The 16890-nt window shown below is 37.3% G+C and carries 21 protein-coding genes and 1 tRNA gene; 9 read left to right on the top strand and 13 right to left on the bottom strand.

Annotated features, from left to right (window positions below):
- Positions 1-19: 19 nt before the first annotated feature.
- Together SFC47_RS01235 and SFC47_RS01230 are read right to left on the bottom strand one after the other, a co-directional pair.
- On the bottom strand, positions 20-1738 hold the full coding sequence (locus SFC47_RS01235; RefSeq protein WP_411252407.1) for a DUF927 domain-containing protein: 1719 nt from the start codon (positions 1736-1738) through the stop codon (positions 20-22).
- 206 nt (positions 1739-1944) lie between these two features.
- On the bottom strand, positions 1945-2178 hold the full coding sequence (locus SFC47_RS01230) for a helix-turn-helix domain-containing protein (protein ID WP_411252406.1): 234 nt from the start codon (positions 2176-2178) through the stop codon (positions 1945-1947).
- A gap of 142 nt (positions 2179-2320) precedes the next feature.
- Between SFC47_RS01230 and SFC47_RS01225 the strand changes: the two genes are divergently transcribed.
- From SFC47_RS01225 to SFC47_RS01215, 3 genes are all read left to right on the top strand, one after another.
- Positions 2321-2905, top strand: coding sequence for a helix-turn-helix domain-containing protein (locus tag SFC47_RS01225; protein ID WP_411252405.1), 585 nt, complete (start codon positions 2321-2323; stop codon positions 2903-2905).
- Positions 2906-3076, top strand: a complete 171-nt coding sequence (locus tag SFC47_RS01220) for an Arm DNA-binding domain-containing protein (protein WP_411252404.1) — start codon at positions 2906-2908, stop codon at positions 3074-3076. It abuts the gene before it with no gap.
- A 63-nt stretch (positions 3077-3139) separates the two neighbouring features.
- Positions 3140-4252 carry a site-specific integrase gene (locus SFC47_RS01215; RefSeq protein ID WP_411252403.1) on the top strand — a complete coding sequence of 371 codons (1113 nt, stop codon included), beginning with the start codon at positions 3140-3142 and terminating at the stop codon, positions 4250-4252.
- 99 nt (positions 4253-4351) lie between these two features.
- Here SFC47_RS01215 and SFC47_RS01210 read toward each other — a convergent pair.
- Positions 4352-4423 (bottom strand) — tRNA-Val (locus SFC47_RS01210).
- Between the two features lie 214 nt (positions 4424-4637).
- Between SFC47_RS01210 and SFC47_RS01205 the strand changes: the two genes are divergently transcribed.
- The 5 genes from SFC47_RS01205 (at position 4638) to SFC47_RS01185 (ending at position 9130) form a co-directional block, all read left to right on the top strand.
- The gene (locus SFC47_RS01205; RefSeq protein ID WP_411252402.1) at positions 4638-4862 is read left to right on the top strand and encodes a hypothetical protein; all 225 of its coding nucleotides are present in this window, start codon (positions 4638-4640) and stop codon (positions 4860-4862) included.
- Between the two features lie 97 nt (positions 4863-4959).
- Complete coding sequence (locus tag SFC47_RS01200) at positions 4960-5682, top strand: alpha/beta hydrolase (protein ID WP_411252401.1); 723 nt, start codon at positions 4960-4962, stop codon at positions 5680-5682.
- Positions 5683-5778: 96 nt separating this feature from the next.
- Positions 5779-6291 carry a YjcG family protein gene (locus SFC47_RS01195; RefSeq protein WP_411252400.1) on the top strand — a complete coding sequence of 171 codons (513 nt, stop codon included), beginning with the start codon at positions 5779-5781 and terminating at the stop codon, positions 6289-6291.
- 7 nt (positions 6292-6298) lie between these two features.
- Positions 6299-6721, top strand: a complete 423-nt coding sequence (locus SFC47_RS01190; protein ID WP_411252399.1) for a GNAT family N-acetyltransferase — start codon at positions 6299-6301, stop codon at positions 6719-6721.
- Positions 6722-6844: 123 nt separating this feature from the next.
- Positions 6845-9130 (top strand): UvrD-helicase domain-containing protein, encoded by a 2286-nt coding sequence (locus SFC47_RS01185; RefSeq protein WP_411252398.1) that lies wholly within the window; start codon positions 6845-6847, stop codon positions 9128-9130.
- A gap of 43 nt (positions 9131-9173) precedes the next feature.
- Here the strand turns inward: SFC47_RS01185 and spoVIF are convergent, their stop codons facing one another.
- From spoVIF to SFC47_RS01150, 7 genes are all read right to left on the bottom strand, one after another.
- A complete protein-coding gene (spoVIF, locus tag SFC47_RS01180; RefSeq protein WP_411252397.1) occupies positions 9174-9428 on the bottom strand; it encodes a sporulation-specific transcription regulator SpoVIF in 255 nt (84 codons plus the stop codon).
- A gap of 127 nt (positions 9429-9555) precedes the next feature.
- Positions 9556-9672: a YjcZ family sporulation protein gene (locus SFC47_RS01175; protein ID WP_179158343.1), complete on the bottom strand. Its 117-nt coding sequence runs from the start codon at positions 9670-9672 to the stop codon at positions 9556-9558.
- A gap of 94 nt (positions 9673-9766) precedes the next feature.
- The gene (gene spoVAE, locus SFC47_RS01170; RefSeq protein WP_251631621.1) at positions 9767-10123 is read right to left on the bottom strand and encodes a stage V sporulation protein AE; all 357 of its coding nucleotides are present in this window, start codon (positions 10121-10123) and stop codon (positions 9767-9769) included.
- Positions 10124-10128: 5 nt separating this feature from the next.
- Entirely contained in the window at positions 10129-11154 is a 1026-nt protein-coding gene (gene spoVAD, locus SFC47_RS01165; RefSeq protein ID WP_411252396.1) for a stage V sporulation protein AD, read from the bottom strand.
- Positions 11155-11631, bottom strand: a complete 477-nt coding sequence (gene spoVAC, locus SFC47_RS01160) for a stage V sporulation protein AC (RefSeq protein WP_133371685.1) — start codon at positions 11629-11631, stop codon at positions 11155-11157. It lies immediately after the preceding gene.
- Between the two features lie 18 nt (positions 11632-11649).
- Positions 11650-12117 carry a sporulation protein gene (locus tag SFC47_RS01155; protein ID WP_411252395.1) on the bottom strand — a complete coding sequence of 156 codons (468 nt, stop codon included), beginning with the start codon at positions 12115-12117 and terminating at the stop codon, positions 11650-11652.
- A 343-nt stretch (positions 12118-12460) separates the two neighbouring features.
- Complete coding sequence (locus tag SFC47_RS01150; RefSeq protein WP_411252394.1) at positions 12461-12811, bottom strand: DUF1360 domain-containing protein; 351 nt, start codon at positions 12809-12811, stop codon at positions 12461-12463.
- A 126-nt stretch (positions 12812-12937) separates the two neighbouring features.
- Between SFC47_RS01150 and SFC47_RS01145 the strand changes: the two genes are divergently transcribed.
- The gene (locus tag SFC47_RS01145; protein WP_411252393.1) at positions 12938-13450 is read left to right on the top strand and encodes a CotY/CotZ family spore coat protein; all 513 of its coding nucleotides are present in this window, start codon (positions 12938-12940) and stop codon (positions 13448-13450) included.
- Between the two features lie 49 nt (positions 13451-13499).
- Here SFC47_RS01145 and SFC47_RS01140 read toward each other — a convergent pair whose 3' ends face one another.
- The 3 genes from SFC47_RS01140 to SFC47_RS01130 all read right to left on the bottom strand — a co-directional run bounded on the left by SFC47_RS01140 (position 13500) and on the right by SFC47_RS01130 (position 16822).
- On the bottom strand, positions 13500-14000 hold the full coding sequence (locus SFC47_RS01140) for a CotO family spore coat protein (RefSeq protein WP_411252392.1): 501 nt from the start codon (positions 13998-14000) through the stop codon (positions 13500-13502).
- 101 nt (positions 14001-14101) lie between these two features.
- Positions 14102-14872, bottom strand: coding sequence for an enoyl-ACP reductase FabI (fabI, locus tag SFC47_RS01135; RefSeq protein WP_411252391.1), 771 nt, complete (start codon positions 14870-14872; stop codon positions 14102-14104).
- Positions 14873-14974: 102 nt separating this feature from the next.
- Positions 14975-16822 carry a monovalent cation:proton antiporter family protein gene (locus tag SFC47_RS01130; protein WP_411252390.1) on the bottom strand — a complete coding sequence of 616 codons (1848 nt, stop codon included), beginning with the start codon at positions 16820-16822 and terminating at the stop codon, positions 14975-14977.
- Positions 16823-16890: the final 68 nt, after the last annotated feature.

Here is a 16890-nt window from a genome sequence, read left to right as displayed (position 1 = left end):
AGACCGGTTAAGGTCTTTTCTATTGTTTTTGCCTAAAATCGTAGCCAAGTTCTTTAACTATCTCTGGATTAACCATAATCCCTCGAAAAGAATTACCGTTTTTTGTAATCGTGGGAGCTATTTCGTCATTGCGACCAGGAATAATATACCCTTTTCGTTTCCATTCCTTTTTTATGGCATTTGCTTCAGCACCAAGTCGATCACTAATAAATCTTGGGGTAAGCAATATGCTTCCATTCTGCTCAATCGCGAAAATTACGGATGGTCTTATTTCATAATAAATAACTCCGCGATTTGAATCCAGTTCTTCAAGCAGCGCATCTAAATGTTGCTTTGGTTTATCCAGAGCAGCATTTTCCTTTAAATTTTTCTTGAAGAATCCGTCAATGAAATCAAGTTCAAGATTAAAATTGAAGAATTTATTAACTAGCCCCCCGGCAATAAAGATAAGTGAGAAATAAGCGGTTATGCGAGTAATGACTTCATTTCCTTCGGTATTGAGTTTGTTATACTCCAAACGCTTATCATTGTACATCCTTTCCAAGTGTTCTTGCTCCGCTTCGTCCATTTCAGTAAGCCGATGGATGAACTCCTTACCAACCACTCCATGATGTTTATCAATGGACTTGTACAATTCGGTTAACAATTCTGTGTCAGGGTTGTCCATAAATGGGCTCTCTTCAATAGTAACCACACGCCCTGCTGCCCCGCCACCTTCTGAATATGATAAAATACTACTTTCACCCGTACTTAGTAGTATGTTTTTCCAAGTACGGTTCGCCTGAAACCCATGAAGTTTCCCGCGTCCTTTCGTTTGCCCTCCACTAAAGAAATAAATCATTTGTTCAAACATTTTTGGGTTAGCTGTGACTGCCTTTTTTGTATCATCCAGGATCAACGGAAAGCTATTTAAAAATTCCGCTTTTCTTTCAATATTTACCGGTGTATCATTCCATTGCCCTATGGCGTCCTTATTTCCCCAAACAGTTGATGCGATGTACAAAGCGGTTGTTTTTCCCTTCGAAGTGGGACCACTAAGATCTACAATGAACGGGTCGGTACCAAACCTGTAAACAAGAACTGAAGCAAAAGAACTCAGTATCATGAAAAGTATCACCGGGAAAGGTCTTACTTTTTCCAATATTTCATCTCTCCATGACTCAACTGTCCCTTTTTCTCGAAAGGAATCCAGTATCTGCCTTGTGCCCTCGTTGTCCGGAACAATCGATATATCGCTTGTTAAATTCGGGTGAATAAAAACTCCCTTGACATGTCCAATTCGTGTAGACATTTTGTAGCTTTTTGGCTTGATTTCAGCAATATACCGATCAAAAAATTTGATAAGTGCTTTGCAGTTGTTTTCATTGACTGCAAGACCATCTTCTGCAAGATTGATTAAATCGCTTTTTTTAGCGATTGCAATTGCGGGAACCACAATAGTTTTCTCTGTCGAATCTTCTTTCCAATGAAGCTCGTAGAAAAGTTTTCCTGTCTCTACGTTATCAAAGCGTCGTGCAATAACCGGAACTTGGCGACAGATAGTGACCATCTCATTTTTTAGTTCCATTTTCAATTCATCATTGACAGAATGGAAAACACCAACAATTTTTGAATTCGGTCTAAAAATAGTAATTAAATTTTCTTTTTCAACTTTGATTTTTTTCATAGTTGAATTCTCCCCCTCTTTTTTTCCCTTTTCGGGTATTGGTGGAGAATGCCCTAAAATTCTTCCTTTCACTTAAAGGATTTTTATCTATTGTTTAGAATAAGCATAGTAACAATATTATTCATCGCTTTTTTAGGAGCCAGCGTCAGGAAACGCTGGCTTTTTCATTCTCTTGCGTATTCTATTCAGTCATTTAACGATAAATCCTTTAAAAGAAACGGAAGAATTCCATGTTGTTCCCCCATGTATCACGATCTGAAATCCCCCGGTTTGAATTCTTAATCTAACTCCTCACCATCCGGTGATTGAATCTCTCCATGAACCCATTCGAAAAAGGAATTTCTTGGTATTTTTATACGCCTATTTATTCTTACTATTTTAAATGCACCGGAGTTAACAAGTTCATAAGTCTGCCGTAACCCAATACCCAAGTATTCCTTTACATCAGCCACGTCCAAAATTGGCGGTAGGAGTTGTTTTTTATCTTTTGGTTGTTCTTTATCTTTTGACATATAAAATGACCCTCCTGAAATGACAATATTTTGTGTTGTTTATGTCATTTACATGTGTTATTATGTTTTATATGTTATCGTGTTATTCATGACACATAAAATTGCTACATGTAGGGAAAACTACAAATAGGAGGGATATAAAATGACAGATCAAGTTACATTTGGACAAGTCCTAAAACGGTTTCGCCAAAATAATGGAATTAGCTCCAGGCGATTATCACAATTAGTTGGCAAAGCTGATGCGTATGTGTCTCAAATTGAAAGAAATTTAATTAAGCACCCTGATGCACATACTGCGTATGAATTACTTGAAGCAGTTGGTTGTCATAAGGAGCAAATTGAAAAAATCCTTACCGATTTAAAAATTGCTGATGAAAAGATATTTATTGACCAAAAGGTCTTTAAGGAAAAAATTGACCCCTTTTATAAGGTATACAATGGGATCATTTCTATGGAAAATGGGAAACCACACACTTATTTTTATGATATGGAAGTTATTCGAATGTACGAGGAAATTCATAACATCATTTCGACATTCATTATAAAAGACCATTCAAAAGCAAAAGTGGTCGTAAAAAATATTCATTCATTGGTAACTAAGGATAAAGAACATTTTGAATTTTACTGTGCAATACATCAAAATGACTATTCAAAATTGCCGAATCAATTTAAAGAACAAATACTTCATGAGGTAAATGAAATATATAAGGTAGGAGTGAATAAATAGATGGCGATTGGAAGAAATAACAAAAATGGAACTTGGTACTTCGTTTTAGAATTAGGGAAGGATGAAAGTGGAAAAAGGAAGCAGAAAAGAAAACAAGGCTTTAAAACAAAAAAAGAGGTTGTGACAGCATTGTTGGAAGAAAAGGCTTTGTTAAATAAAGAAATAAATTAAAGAAAATAATCATACAAAACTTCTTTTTAAATTTAAGAAATGAAACATAGGGGTGAATAATAGATGGCAGTCAAAAAAGACAAAAATACTGGAACTTGGTACTTTGTTTTAGAATTAGGGAAGGATGCCAACGGAAATAGGAAGCAAAAAAGAAAACGAGGCTTTAAAACGAAAAAAGAGGCAGAGGCGGCATTTGCCGAGACACAGGATATGCTTAATAAGGGGACATATATTGAACCCTCTAAAGTGACTTACAAGGAATTTATTGGGGAATGGTTAAAAACCAAAAAGATTAACATCGGTCCACAAACGTTTGAAATTTATCAAATTATTGTTAATACTCATATAATCCCCTTCCTTGGAGGACTTTCACTACAAAATATAAAAACTATTCATATCCAAAATTTAGTCAATGATCTTGTTGAAAAAGGGTATGCCAGTGATTCTGTTAGAAAAATACATGCTGTCATTAGAAACACTTTGGAATACGCAAGTGAGGATCTTAAGCTGATACCCATTAATCCGGCTAAAAAAATTGTATTACCTAAAAAGAAAAGTAGTACAGAAATAACCGTATGGAATGAAGATCAACTTAAGGCTTTTTTAGGAGTGGCAAAACATGAAAGAACCTACAACATTTTCGTTTTGGCTATTTTCACGGGAATGCGGCAAGGTGAGCTCCTTGGTCTTAGTTGGAAAGATGTTGATTTAGATGGACGAACTTTGAAAGTCACCCAAACATTAAAGGGTGATGCTAAAGAAATTATGAAAGGGGCAAAATCTAAAACAAGTATAAGAACAATTCCGCTCAATGAATTTTCAATAAATGCTTTAAAAGAACAAAAAAGGCTCCAGGAAAAAGAAAAAAATGAGATTGGAATAGCTTATAACCAAGAGAATTTAGTTTTTTGCTCAGAGGTTGGCACTCCCATCCACCGATCAAATTTACGACGAGTATATAATAGATTAATTAAAGAAGCAAATGTACCAAAAATTCGATTCCATGATCTCCGCCATTCACATGCAACATATTTACTTTCAAAAGGCGTTAATATAAAAGTAATAAGCGAAAGGTTAGGGCACAGTGATATTAAAATCACTCTAAACACTTATTCACATGTTGGTGAATCAATGCAAAAAGAAGTAATTGAAAAACTTGATCATCTTATTAATTAAGGGTCACAGAAATGTGACCTTTTTTATTTTCAAAATCAAACGTGACCATTGTGTGACTTTCACAAAAAAAATCACCTTCATTTGAAGGTGATTTTTCGATGATCTGGGTGGGGATTGAACCCACGACCCCTTGCCTGTCAAGCAAGTGCTCTCCCCCTGAGCTACCAAATCGTATTTATAAAATCTTTCATGACCCCATCCCTGTCAAGGTTGCGCTCTCCCAGCTGAGCTAACAGATCTCTTATTAAGCTACAACTATAATTATAGTAAATATTCATAAAAAGTCAACATTTTTTCAAAAGAACACATGTTCTGAAATTCATTGAATAAAGAACTAATGTTCGGTTATAATAAGAATATACGAAAATTGAAAGGGTGACAAAACATGGATGGGATTTTGTTACGGTCTATAGAAGAGAATATTCCATTAGAGATGATTTACCTTTCTTGTGACCAGCAGATTTCACAACGCAGATTACTTGTGAAAGAAGTGAATGATGATTATATTCGCGCTTATTGTCTGTTACGGAAACAGATTCGCACCTTTCGTAAGGAAAATATTTTATCTATCATGCCACAGCCTCATTCCAATGAACGATATCTTCACTAATAATCCTCCCCAAATAAACTCACTTCACTTTGAGCAATTCTAACAATGTTATGGTAAAATGCAGTTGTATTGATCGAACATTGGGGGAATTGGTTGCATGGAGATACCAAAAGGCACAATAAAAGAACATACGATAAATAGCAGTGAGCTGGGAGAAGAAATACCTCTTCTCATTTATCTGCCTGCTAATTTCTCACCTTTATATAAATACTCATTGTTAATCGCCCAGGATGGCAGAGATTATTTTCAACTTGGCAGAATTGGCCGATTAGCAGATGAGTATCTCTATAAGCGTGAAATTGAAAATATAATCATCGTTGGGATACCTTATAAGGATGTAGAAGATCGCCGCAGGAAATATCACCCTTCGGGAGAACAAAATCAAGCGTACATCCGCTTTTTAGCACACGAATTAGTTCCGTACCTTGATCAGGAGTTTCCAACCTACCAGATGGGCTCCACCCGAGCACTTATTGGTGATTCACTAGGAGCAACGGTATCATTAATGACTGCTCTACAATATCCGCATACATTTGGAAAAGTGCTTTTACAATCACCATTTGTAGATGGACAGGTTATTGAGTCAGTCAAAAGCTTCAGTGAAGCTGACCTTTTAGAAATCTATCACATTGTTGGTCTGGAAGAAACCGAAGTTAAAACCACTAACGGTAAAACAAGCAACTTTCTTGAGCCAAATCGTGAGCTCTCTTCTCTCCTTACAAGTAAGTCCAGTACCTATTTTTATGAAGAATTCAACGGTGACCACACATGGACTTATTGGCAGCCTGATTTAAAAAGAGCATTAAAGATGATGTTTTAAGGTCGTTTCATATTTTTTGAATATTTGCTATAATGTCAAGAAGGCCCATAATTGCACTGATTAAAGTAAAATTCTTGATACATGGAGGTTATACATATGAAATTTGGGGTTGTTATTTTTCCATCAAAAAAGCTACAAGATTTAGCTAATTCTTACCGTAAACGTTATGACCCGCATTATTCACTTATAACTCCTCATTTAACGTTAAAAAATGCATTTGAAGCATCTGAGCACGATATCGTGGCTTTTGCCGATAAGCTGCGGCAAATTGCTGGAAATACCAACGCTTTTTCATTAAAAACAAAAAAAATCAGCTCATTTCAGCCCGTGAATAACGTTATCTACTTTAAAGTAGAGCCCACCGAAGAATTAAACTTATTACACCATGAAATTAATCAAGAATTTAGTGAACAAAATTTAGAATATGCCTTTGTTCCACATATTACAATTGGTCAGGAGCTTTCAAATGATGAGCATTCCGATGTTTATGGGTCATTAAGAATGAAAAGATTCGACCATGAAGAAACAGTTGACCGTTTCCATTTACTATATCAATTAGAAAATGGTTCTTGGACGGTTTATGAAACATTTCGCCTAGGAAAGGAATAAATCACCTGTGAATGTAAAAGTTTGTGAAAATGAAAAAGAATTACAAGACGCTTTTTCCGTCAGAAGAACCGTTTTTATCGACGAACAAAACGTCCCTGAAGAAGAAGAAATAGATCAATTTGAGAAAGATTCTGCACATTTCGTGTCCTACCAGGAAGGCTTACCGATTGCAGCTGGCCGCTTTCGTGTTTTAGATGGTTCTGGAAAGGTTGAACGAATTTGTGTATTAAAAGAAGCTAGAAATACTGGGGCAGGCAAAGCCATTATGAGAGAAATTGAAGCATATGCAGTCAAAAACGGACTAAATAAATTAAAATTGAATGCTCAAACTCATGCGATCCCCTTTTATTTAGGGTTGGGCTATGAAGTTGTTTCAGAAGAATTTTTAGACGCTGGAATCCCTCATAAAACCATGATGAAAAAAATTTAAATTTAAGTGCTTGCCTTCAGCGGCAAGCGCTTTTTTCTTTTCCTGATTAGATGGGCACTTTTCGATATTACTAGGTTTTGTTATGATAGAGTTTGTCGTATTTTTGAAAAAAGAGGCTAAAAAATGAAAACTGCTATGCATCAAAATCAAAGGATTGTTCTTGACCAAGTAGCAAGAGAACAATATCAATTACTATATTTGCAAGGAAAAAATGGCGAATTATCCTGCCCTGTATGTAATGAAAAGGTCAGGTTATTTCTTGGCATCCTAAAACAACCCTATTTTTATCATATAAAATCTCCGGAACGTTCATGTCCGGAACCATTACTAGAACAAATACAACCGATTATTGTGGAGCGGAATGGATTTCGTATCCCCCAAGGAAGAACGATTTTGGAAACAACAAAAAGCACCAGCTTATTCAGCCCAGCAAAATCGATTGAATGCACCATTCCTTTTACACGAACGGAAGGTGTAAACCACCTTGAACAAGACCCTTACCTAGGTGAATTGGCTGCAAAAGGAGTCATACTAGATAGAAATCAAGCAGCGGCTGTTGTCGAAACGGATGGCTCACTATTAGTCCTTGCTGGTGCTGGCAGCGGCAAAACACGAGTGCTTACAGCGCGTACAGCTTATATGCTAAATGTAAAAAAAATAGACCCGCGGACAATCATGCTGGTCACCTTTACCTCAAAAGCTGCTGGTGAAATGAAAAATCGTTTGTCCACCTATCCTGGTATTAAAAAGGAACATGTCAGTACCTTGGTGACAGGCACCTTTCATAGTATTTTTTATCGTATTCTAATGTTCCATGAAGGAAGTAATTGGCGAGGTGAGAACTTATTAAAGAAGGAATGGCAGCGAGTTAAAATTTTGAAAGAAGCCGGAAAGGAACTCGATTTATCTGAAAAGGAATTTTCTTATGATTTAGCCCTACAACAGATTGGCTACTGGAAGAACTCACTTCTTTTTCCTTCTGAAATAAAGCCGATGACAGATTGGGAAGAAAAGGCTGCTTTCCTTTATAAAAGATATGAGGAATTTAAAGTACAAAACGGTTTCTTTGACTTTGATGATATGCTGATTGGATGCTATCAACTGCTTAGTAACAACGCATCGCTACTGGAACTATACCAGAATCGCTTTCATTATTTTCTCATTGATGAATTTCAAGATATCAATAAGGTTCAATATGAACTGATAAAGCTGCTTTCCGGAAAGCATAAAAATGTTTGTGCTGTAGGAGACGATGACCAAGCCATCTATTCATTCCGAGGCAGTGACCCAAGTTATTTGTTAGAGTTTGAGAAAGACTTCCCATACGCAAAAACACTTTCACTTGAAGAAAACTACCGTTCCTCCCATGAAATTGTCTCTGCCGCCAATGAGATGATTATGAAGAACAAGGTTAGAAGATATAAAAAAATGAAGGCGCAATTCGAATCAGGTTCCCCGCCTATCCTCTTTTATCCCTTTAATGAAGAAGAGGAAGCAACCATGATTGTAACCGACATTCATGAGAAAATAATACAGGGGGCAAAACCCTCCGATTTTGCAATTTTATATCGGACAAATGCCGGGTCCCGTGCTGTCTTTGAACGTTTGGCCAGCTCGAATCTTCCTTTTAGAATTGATATGGATCTAGAGGCATTTTATGAACGCCGGGTTGTAAAAAGCGTACTGTCATTTTTAAAATTAAGCTTTGATGAAGATGATCATCAGGCATTAGCTGACATTTTGCCTTGTCTTTTTTTAAGTCAAACAGTACTTAAAGACATTAAGGCTGAAAGCATACTTAAAGATTGTTCCTATTTAGAGGCACTTTCCCACATAAAAACAAAACATGCTTTTCAAGAGAAGAAATTGAAAAAGGCCGTACAGCTGATCCATACGCTAAAATTTTCTTCACCGCTGAAATCTATCGAAACCATTGAAAAGGACCTGGGGTTTCTTGATTTTTTGAAGAAGCGAGGAAATGAATCAAACACAGAGGATAAAGGCTCAGATGATTTAAAGGATTTAAAAGTCGCAGCAAAAAGCTTCACTAGTATTCAAGCCTTTCTATCACATGCAGAACATATGTCTGCGATGAATAAGGAAATCAAAAATTTAAGTAAACATTTTCCCGATGCTATTAGCCTAAGTACTATCCACAGGGCAAAGGGGTTAGAATACAAACACGTCTATATCATCGGAGCAGTCGATGGCAGCCTTCCTCATGACTACGCATTAGACAGCTTAAGAAATGGTGATTTTACTCCCCTTGAAGAAGAGAGAAGGCTTTTCTATGTGGGTATGACACGGGCAAAAGAGCAGCTTCTTATCTCTGTTCCCCAGAATCGAAGAGGCAAAAAAGCAAACATTTCCCGTTTCTTAACACCTTTAGTGAAAAAAAAGAAAAAATAGCGAAAAGACCTGTTTCCTTATCAAGGAAAGAGGTCTTTTTTGTTTATTTCTTATTTATCATTTTTGATATAGTATTAAAATCAAGTTGTTTTCCGTCATTAACGATTGATTGCACAATTTTATCTTCTGTTTCCTTATTAACTGGTTTGTTTGCAATTTGTGAGACTCGGCGGATTACATTGCGAACTGTATTTTCATCTTTAAAATTGGCATTTTGTAAGGAATTCGCTAAGTCAAATATATCTTTCATATTAACGCCTGTTTTCTTTTCAACATTTTTAAAGAAACCATTATCCATGGTAAAAATCACGCTCCTTCATAGGCTACTGTTATTGTATGAAGGAAGACTAAAAACGTGAAAAAGAAAAAGGCTGGCCAACAGATATGGCCAACCTTTTCTTTCGATGCTTTGCTTAAGTTGTTTCTTAATAAAAGCTTGCACCGACAATGATTAAAAGAATGAATAATACGACGATTAAAACAAAAGTTGAACCGCCGCCATATCCACCACCGTAGCCACAGCCGCCATATCCATAGAACATAGAATGTCACCTCACTTTGTAGTCTCATTAATAACATATGAGATATGGATTCAAAGTGTACTGGGCGACACTCTACAGACAACCTCTGAATTTTTTAACCTTTTGGTTTAAAGATTAATGCACCGATAAATCCAAAAATAATTGCAGCAGAAATACCTGAACTGGTTACTTGAAACATACCTGTTAAGACTCCAATCAGACCATGTTTCTCTGCGTCCTGCATGGCACCATGCACTAATGAGTTACCGAAACTGGTAATTGGAATAGTTGCGCCTGCACCAGCAAAATCAACGAGAGGTTCATATAGGCCGAACCCATCTAAAATGGCTCCTGCAACAACAAGCAGGCTTAAGGTATGCCCTGGTGTTAGTTTAGCAACATCAAATAACAACTGGCCAATCACACAAATTAATCCTCCAACCACAAATGCCCAAAAAAACATTGCTAACATCCCTATTACCTTCCCTCTTCATTCATTTCAATGGCCACCGCATGGGCGATACATGGAATTGATTCTTTTTGCTGAAAACTTAGCGGTGATAAAAGCGCTCCAGTAGCTACCACTAATATCCGCTTATACATGCCTTTTCTCAACTGGTTTAATATATGGCCATAAAAAACAGTCGCTGAGCATCCTGCGCCGCTTCCTCCAGCCTGCACTGGCTGATCATCCTTATAAAGTAATAGACCGCAATCCTGAAATTGCTTCCTTTCTAATTTAATTCCGCTCTTGCCGAGTAATTCGAAAGTAGTGTCATGCCCGATTCTTCCCAAATCACCTGTCAAAATTAAATCATAGTGGGAAGGATCTAATTCCAAATCCCTAAAATGTGCTATTATGGTATCGGCTGCAGCAGGTGCCATCGCACCGCCCATATTAAATGGATCAGACAATCCCATATCCACCACTCTTCCTATCGTAGCGGAGGTGGTAACCGGATGTTGTTCACCCGGGACATTTTGTGAAATCAATCCCACACCTGCTCCAGTAACTGTCCATTGGGCAGTGGGAGGCTTCTGGCCTCCATACTCAGTTGGATAACGAAATTGTTTCTCAGTTGCAGCATTATGACTTGAGGCACCTGTTAACACATTTCTTGCTCCCTGGTAATTGACAACAAATGAAGCTAATGCCAATCCTTCCATAGAGGTCGAACATGCCCCAAATAGTCCGAAATAAGGGATTTGCATCGTCCGTGCAGCAAAACTAGTTGGGGTTATTTGGTTAATTAGATCACCGGCAAATAAAAATTCAACTTGTTCTTTCTCCATTTTTGCTTTCGCTAATGTGGTTCTTACTGCTTCTTCCAATAGAACTCTTTGGGCCTTTTCATATGAATCCATCCCCATCCATAAATCCTCATGGAGGATATCAAAGTCATTGGCAAGGTTGCCATTTGCCTCAAAAGGACCTCCAGAAACACCTGTTGCAGCTATCATCGGCCGGTTAGTAAAAACCCAAGATTGATGCCCTTTTAACAATTACAAAACCCCCCACATTCCAAGCAGCGTTTTAATTAGCGCAACAACAAAAGCTGAGAACACGCCGAAAAGGATTACTGAGCCAGCAAGCTTGAACATATTCCCGCCTACACCCAATACAAAGCCCTCTGTCCGGTGTTCAATTGCCGCAGAAATAACTGCATTCCCAAATCCAGTGACAGGCACCGCACTCCCTGCTCCAGCAAATTGTCCAAGGCGGTCATATACACCAAAACCAGTTAGCAGCATCGATAGAAATACCATTGTCGCTACTGTTGGATTACCGACATTCTGTTCTGTGAAATGGAAAAAGTAGATGTAGAAGTAACTTATTGCCTGGCCCACAGCACATATTAATCCTCCGACCCAAAACGCCTTAATACAGTTCTTTAAGACAGGTCGTTTTAGTTCATGTTTTTGCTGAAGTTGTTGATACTTTTGCTGCTGAGGCGTCATATTTTTCTGCTTGCTCGCCATTTCAAAATTCATCCCTTCTTACTTCATATCTGAGGTCATTTTTACAATCTCGCTTAGCCTTTTTTCTGCCTGTTTATCAGATAAAGTTCCATTCTCCTTCTTTTCAACCAGTCGCACAGCTTCTAAGAATATCTTATAGTCACTGGACACGGTGAAATTTTCCTTAGGATACTTTTTTTCTAACGTCTTATTTAAATTCTGTTCAATTTTTTTCATTCTAAATCGCTGCATATGCTTCACTTTATAAACAACTAGTGTTGCCTTTTCTCCTTTGATAACCGCCACATCATAAAGCTCATCAAAATTGCTTACTTCCCTTTCAATTTTCTCTACTTTATCCTGTCCGTCATTTTTCTTCGTAACAGTCGGGTTAGGATTGGTCATTTTCATCAGAGCCAGCTGGCTATCCTTCTCCTTTTGCCCCTGACTACAAGAACCCATTAATAATATAGATACAATTAACATTAGACGAATTATGTAGACCATTTATTTTCCTTCCCTTATCCGAATTATAGAAATACCACTACAATGTAGTTTTTTCGAGATTAGCTAAAATTATGACTTGAATGTAATAACTTTTGATTTACACATAATCGGGCAAAAAAAAACTGCCAATATTTCTGGCAGTTTACATTATTTTTGCGTTTTTTTTCCGCAGCCGCACCCTTTTTTCTTTTTGGTTTTCTTCGTTTGAGTAGTTTTTATTGGCTGCGTATTCTTATTTTCAATATTCATCCTAATGCCACTCCCCTATCGTTATGCTACTAATAACATATGTCAGAAGTAGATAACTTGTCTCGGGCAGACAACTATTTTGGCTTATTCTCCCTTATATCCACAACTGAACTATTGATTCCAAAATAGCTGCCAGGCCACTAACAGCAAATATGAGGATAATTGGGACGAAGATTGTTGGTATCAAAAGATACCCCGTTACAATTCCAGCTGAGATCCACACGCCCGTACACCAATAACAGCTCAGGAGCTCGCCAATAAATTTTTTAAAGGGTGTACTCTTCGGTAAATAATAGACCTCTACCGTGCCATCTTCATTTTCTTCATTTATTTCATCAAAGAAAGGTTCCCTCAAGAATTCAGTTATTTTATCAAAAACAATAAGCCTTGTTAATCGAAAGCAGGCTAAACCTAGTAAGGTTAAAGTTAAAACATCGATGTTCATTTGTTTCTGTCCCTTCCACTTAATCAGCCTAATTTTAGTCAAAAAGGCGTTTGTCCGTTACCCAATTGGTCCTGTTTAAATATGTTAGTAATGTAAGATATATATCACGGATAGGAGGAGTAATTAATGGGTTGTGGCAGAAATAGCGACGCACGCAGCAGCAATAGCTGTGTATGCGATGTAGTTCGTGCAATAAAGGACATTCAGGATAATGCTGTTCTTGATGATGAATGTGTAGATTGTCCTAGTTGTTTCTTAGAACCGCTTGGTTCATTAGTGTCACCAGCAAGAAGAGACCGTGCTGATACTCGTGTGTTTGTATTAAAAAATGCTGATGGTTCACCATTCCACGCGTTCTTTAGCGGCGAAGGCAATGCATGCGTATCAATTTTCTTCCGCGTGGAAGATGTATTTGATAATTGCTGTGCAACACTTCGCGTCCTTATTCCAGGGCGCAGAGAAGGCGGAAACTTTATTCCAATTAACCTTGTTGCCGGCGGAGACAGATGCTGTATTAACCTTGAGAGAGTCTGTCAGGTTGAACGCTTCCGTGCCAGCAATGATTGTATAACAGTAGATTTAAATTGTTTCTGTGCAATACAATGTATTGCTGATGTAGACCTTGGTCTATGTGACTAATTTTTAGTAATAAAATGAGCCAGTCGATAAACCCGGCTGGCTTTTTTTTTTACCTCTTTATTCCTATCATCATAACATCTTTAAGTTCTTTAAACGGTATCGTCTCAGTTGTTTGATTTGGAAAGCGAATGGTTACTTCCTGTTCATTGTATTCAACTAAATATCCTTGCAGATTCTTTTCTTCTGTATAAAAGACGCACGGTACAGGCGGCAATGCTTTTGGGAAATTTTCCAGATATTCTAACCGCTCTTTAAGATTCATTTCTCTAAAACCTTTTACTTTGTTGAATGTACGGGGTTTTTCTTGTTTCGATTGAATACTCTGGTCCTTTTTCAGATCTTTATCTTTAGTTTCTTTAGGTAAATCTGTCTTTGCGAGTGAAACTTCAAAGGACTTCTTCTTGTTGCTTTCCTCCTCTATCACTGGTTCTTCGATAGGCAGTTGAACCTCCTGCCGGTTTGTAAAAACTTCCTGCATGTTTTTCATAGGTGTATTTAAAAACGTCTGTGAGACGTAAAGTAACGGTCCACGCTTTGTCCTTTTCTCCATCCAATTCACCTCCATTTACCTAGCCCTACAATCTATATGTATGCAAATTGCCTATACTCGTTCATAAAAAAATGCCCGCTAATTTGTTAGCGGGCATGGTTTTATAAAATGTGAAATCCAGAATCCACATGAATGTTTTCTCCGGTAATTCCTCGAGAAAGATCACTAAATAGGAATAGTGCCGTATCACCAACTTCTTCCGGAGTTGTGGTTCTGCGTAAAGGCGCTTTTTCTTCAATAACCTTTGTTATAGAGTTAAAATCACTGATACCTTTTGCTGATAAAGTCCTGATTGGTCCAGCAGAGATGGAATTTACACGAATCCCTTCCTTACCTAAATCTTCGGCCAAATAACGAACACTTGCATCTAAAGATGCCTTTGCAACACCCATTACATTATAGTTCTGAACTACTCGTTCGCCGCCAAGATAAGTTAATGTGACGATACTGCCGCCTTCTGTCATTAATCCTCTAGCTTCTTTTGCTACAGCTGTTAAAGAATATGAACTAATGTTATGAGCCAGCAAGAAGCCCTCTCTTGTTGTGTTTAAATATTCACCGCTTAATTCTTCTTTATTTGCAAATGCAATACAGTGGGCAACACCATGAATGGTACCTGCTGCTTCCTTAATTGCACCAAAGCACTTAGCAACTTCTTCATCCTTAGTTACATCACAAGGAAGCACAAGTGTCCCTTCTGCTTCTAACGATTCAGCTAATTCACGGACACTGCTTTCAAGCCTTTCCCCAGCGTAAGTAAAGATCAAACGTGCACCGGCATTGTGTAGTGACCGGGCAATTCCCCATGCAATACTACGTTTGTTGGCAACTCCCATTACAACATATGTTTTTCCAGCTAAAGAAAGATTCATATAGAAATAGTCCCCCTACTCGAACATTATTATTAGTTATTAGTACTTGGTACTAATATTACACTATTTTATTAAAAATGAAAAGCTGCAGGCATTAAAGCATTAGAACTCGAGTTCTCTTTTCAATTCATCCACATATTCTTTCGTTCCAGTAACAATTAAACGATCATTTAATAGAAGTTCAGTATCACCATGAGGTACAATCGAATCTTTCCCTCGAAATATACGGACAAATATAACATCTCCAGTAAATGGGAACCTTCGTAGAGTCATCCCGTCGTACTGTTCATTTTGCATTCTTATTTCGTAAAGGGATGTTTCTTGATTGGTTAAAATATTCATGACACTAGGTGTTTCAATTAAGGCTCTTAGTAATGTTTTCGTTGACGTGAAGGAGGAGAAAACCTCAATTTCATTTTCCCTCAAACTTTGCTCGAACTCTGGACTTTCTATACGAGCAATGACCCTGGAAACCCCTGCTTCTTTTGCCTTTAAAGCTAATTTTGCATTTGTCTTATCTTCGCCAGTTGAGATAACAATAATATCTGTTTGAAGAATTTTATTCTTCTCGATGGTTTCTAAAGAGTAATCAGTAATTTCAACTATATCAAATAATGAATTCGATATGAGTTTTTCGGATTTTTCCATTTTCGTATGATATAGAATTGGTTCATATAAACCTGATTTTAATTCTCTTGAAACAGGAAGTGTAACTTGATTCGCACCTAAAAAGGCAATTCTTACTGTTGTATCCACTGCTGCTTCCTTAGGGAACAATTTCTTAAACGCTATTGGCGTAAATATGGATGTGATGACCGCAACAAGTATCAGGGTTCCGCTCATCTCTGGTGTAATGACCTCCATGCGCTCTCCGATTGTTGCCGCTGCAATTACTAACGATAGGGTTGATGTAAGCAGGAAACCTGAAGCAAGCACAGTTTTAGTATCATACCAGATTTTCAATATATATATTGGGATAATCTTTGAAAGGAGAAGCCCAAGTAATAACAATGGAATTAATAACAATAACTTCCTATCCGCAAATAAGGACCAAACATCTAGCTCCACGCCAACCATTACAAAAAAGATTGGAATTAAGAAGCCATATCCGAAGGAATCTAGTTTATGAATTAATTCCTGATTTGGAGATAAGAGAGAAACTAATACGCCTGCAAGGAAAGCCCCTAGGATATTCTCTGCGCCTACAGTTTCGGAAAGCCCGACCAAAACGATAATCAGCATAAATACTGCACGGGTGCCGATTTGTACTGTCCCTTTTGACATTGATTCCAGGATTGGACGATTTTTAAACCTTTTACCGATAAAATACAAAACAATCCCTGCTGCAAACAATATGAGTAAGAGCCATGTATTGCCCTGTCCGGGATCATAGACCGAAACAAATATAGCCAAAAGGATCATTGTCACTAAATCAGCTACAACAGCAACCAACAAAATGATTTGTCCTATGTTTGTTTTCATTAAATGTGCTTCTTTTAATGTAGGTACAACCACACCTAAAGATATGGTTGAAATAATAAGTGTCATTAAAAAGGCATTGTCTATAAAACCTGCTAAAACAAACAAATAGGATAAAATTAGTGAAAAGATAAATATGCCGATAAAGATGATAGATGAAACTAAGAAAGTGTTCGGTTCCTTTTTACCATTTGGGAGTTTATTTTGTTTCTTTCCTCCTGTGAAGGCAGAAAAATCAATTTCTAATCCACTCAGAAACATGAGGAATATAAAACCAAGGGTCGAGAGCGTTGATAACCACATATCTTCATGAACTACATTAAAGCCGCTTTTTCCAATCACAAGTCCCATTATAATTTCTGCTACAACAACCGGGATATAATTTAATTTTAATCTATGTAGTAAAATTGGGGTAACAAACGCAACTGAAACTACTATTAATAAAGATATGACGGATGCATGCTGTTCCATAAAGACCTCCTTTATTCTTTTTATAAAAAACAAAAGTTAAAGCAAAATATATATAATTAAGGGGGGAA

Origin of the sequence: Neobacillus niacini, assembly GCF_046591715.1 — a bacterium.
Classification (GTDB): Bacteria; Bacillota; Bacilli; order Bacillales; family Cytobacillaceae; genus Neobacillus; species Neobacillus niacini_L.
This window is presented reverse-complemented; position numbering and strand designations above follow the sequence as displayed.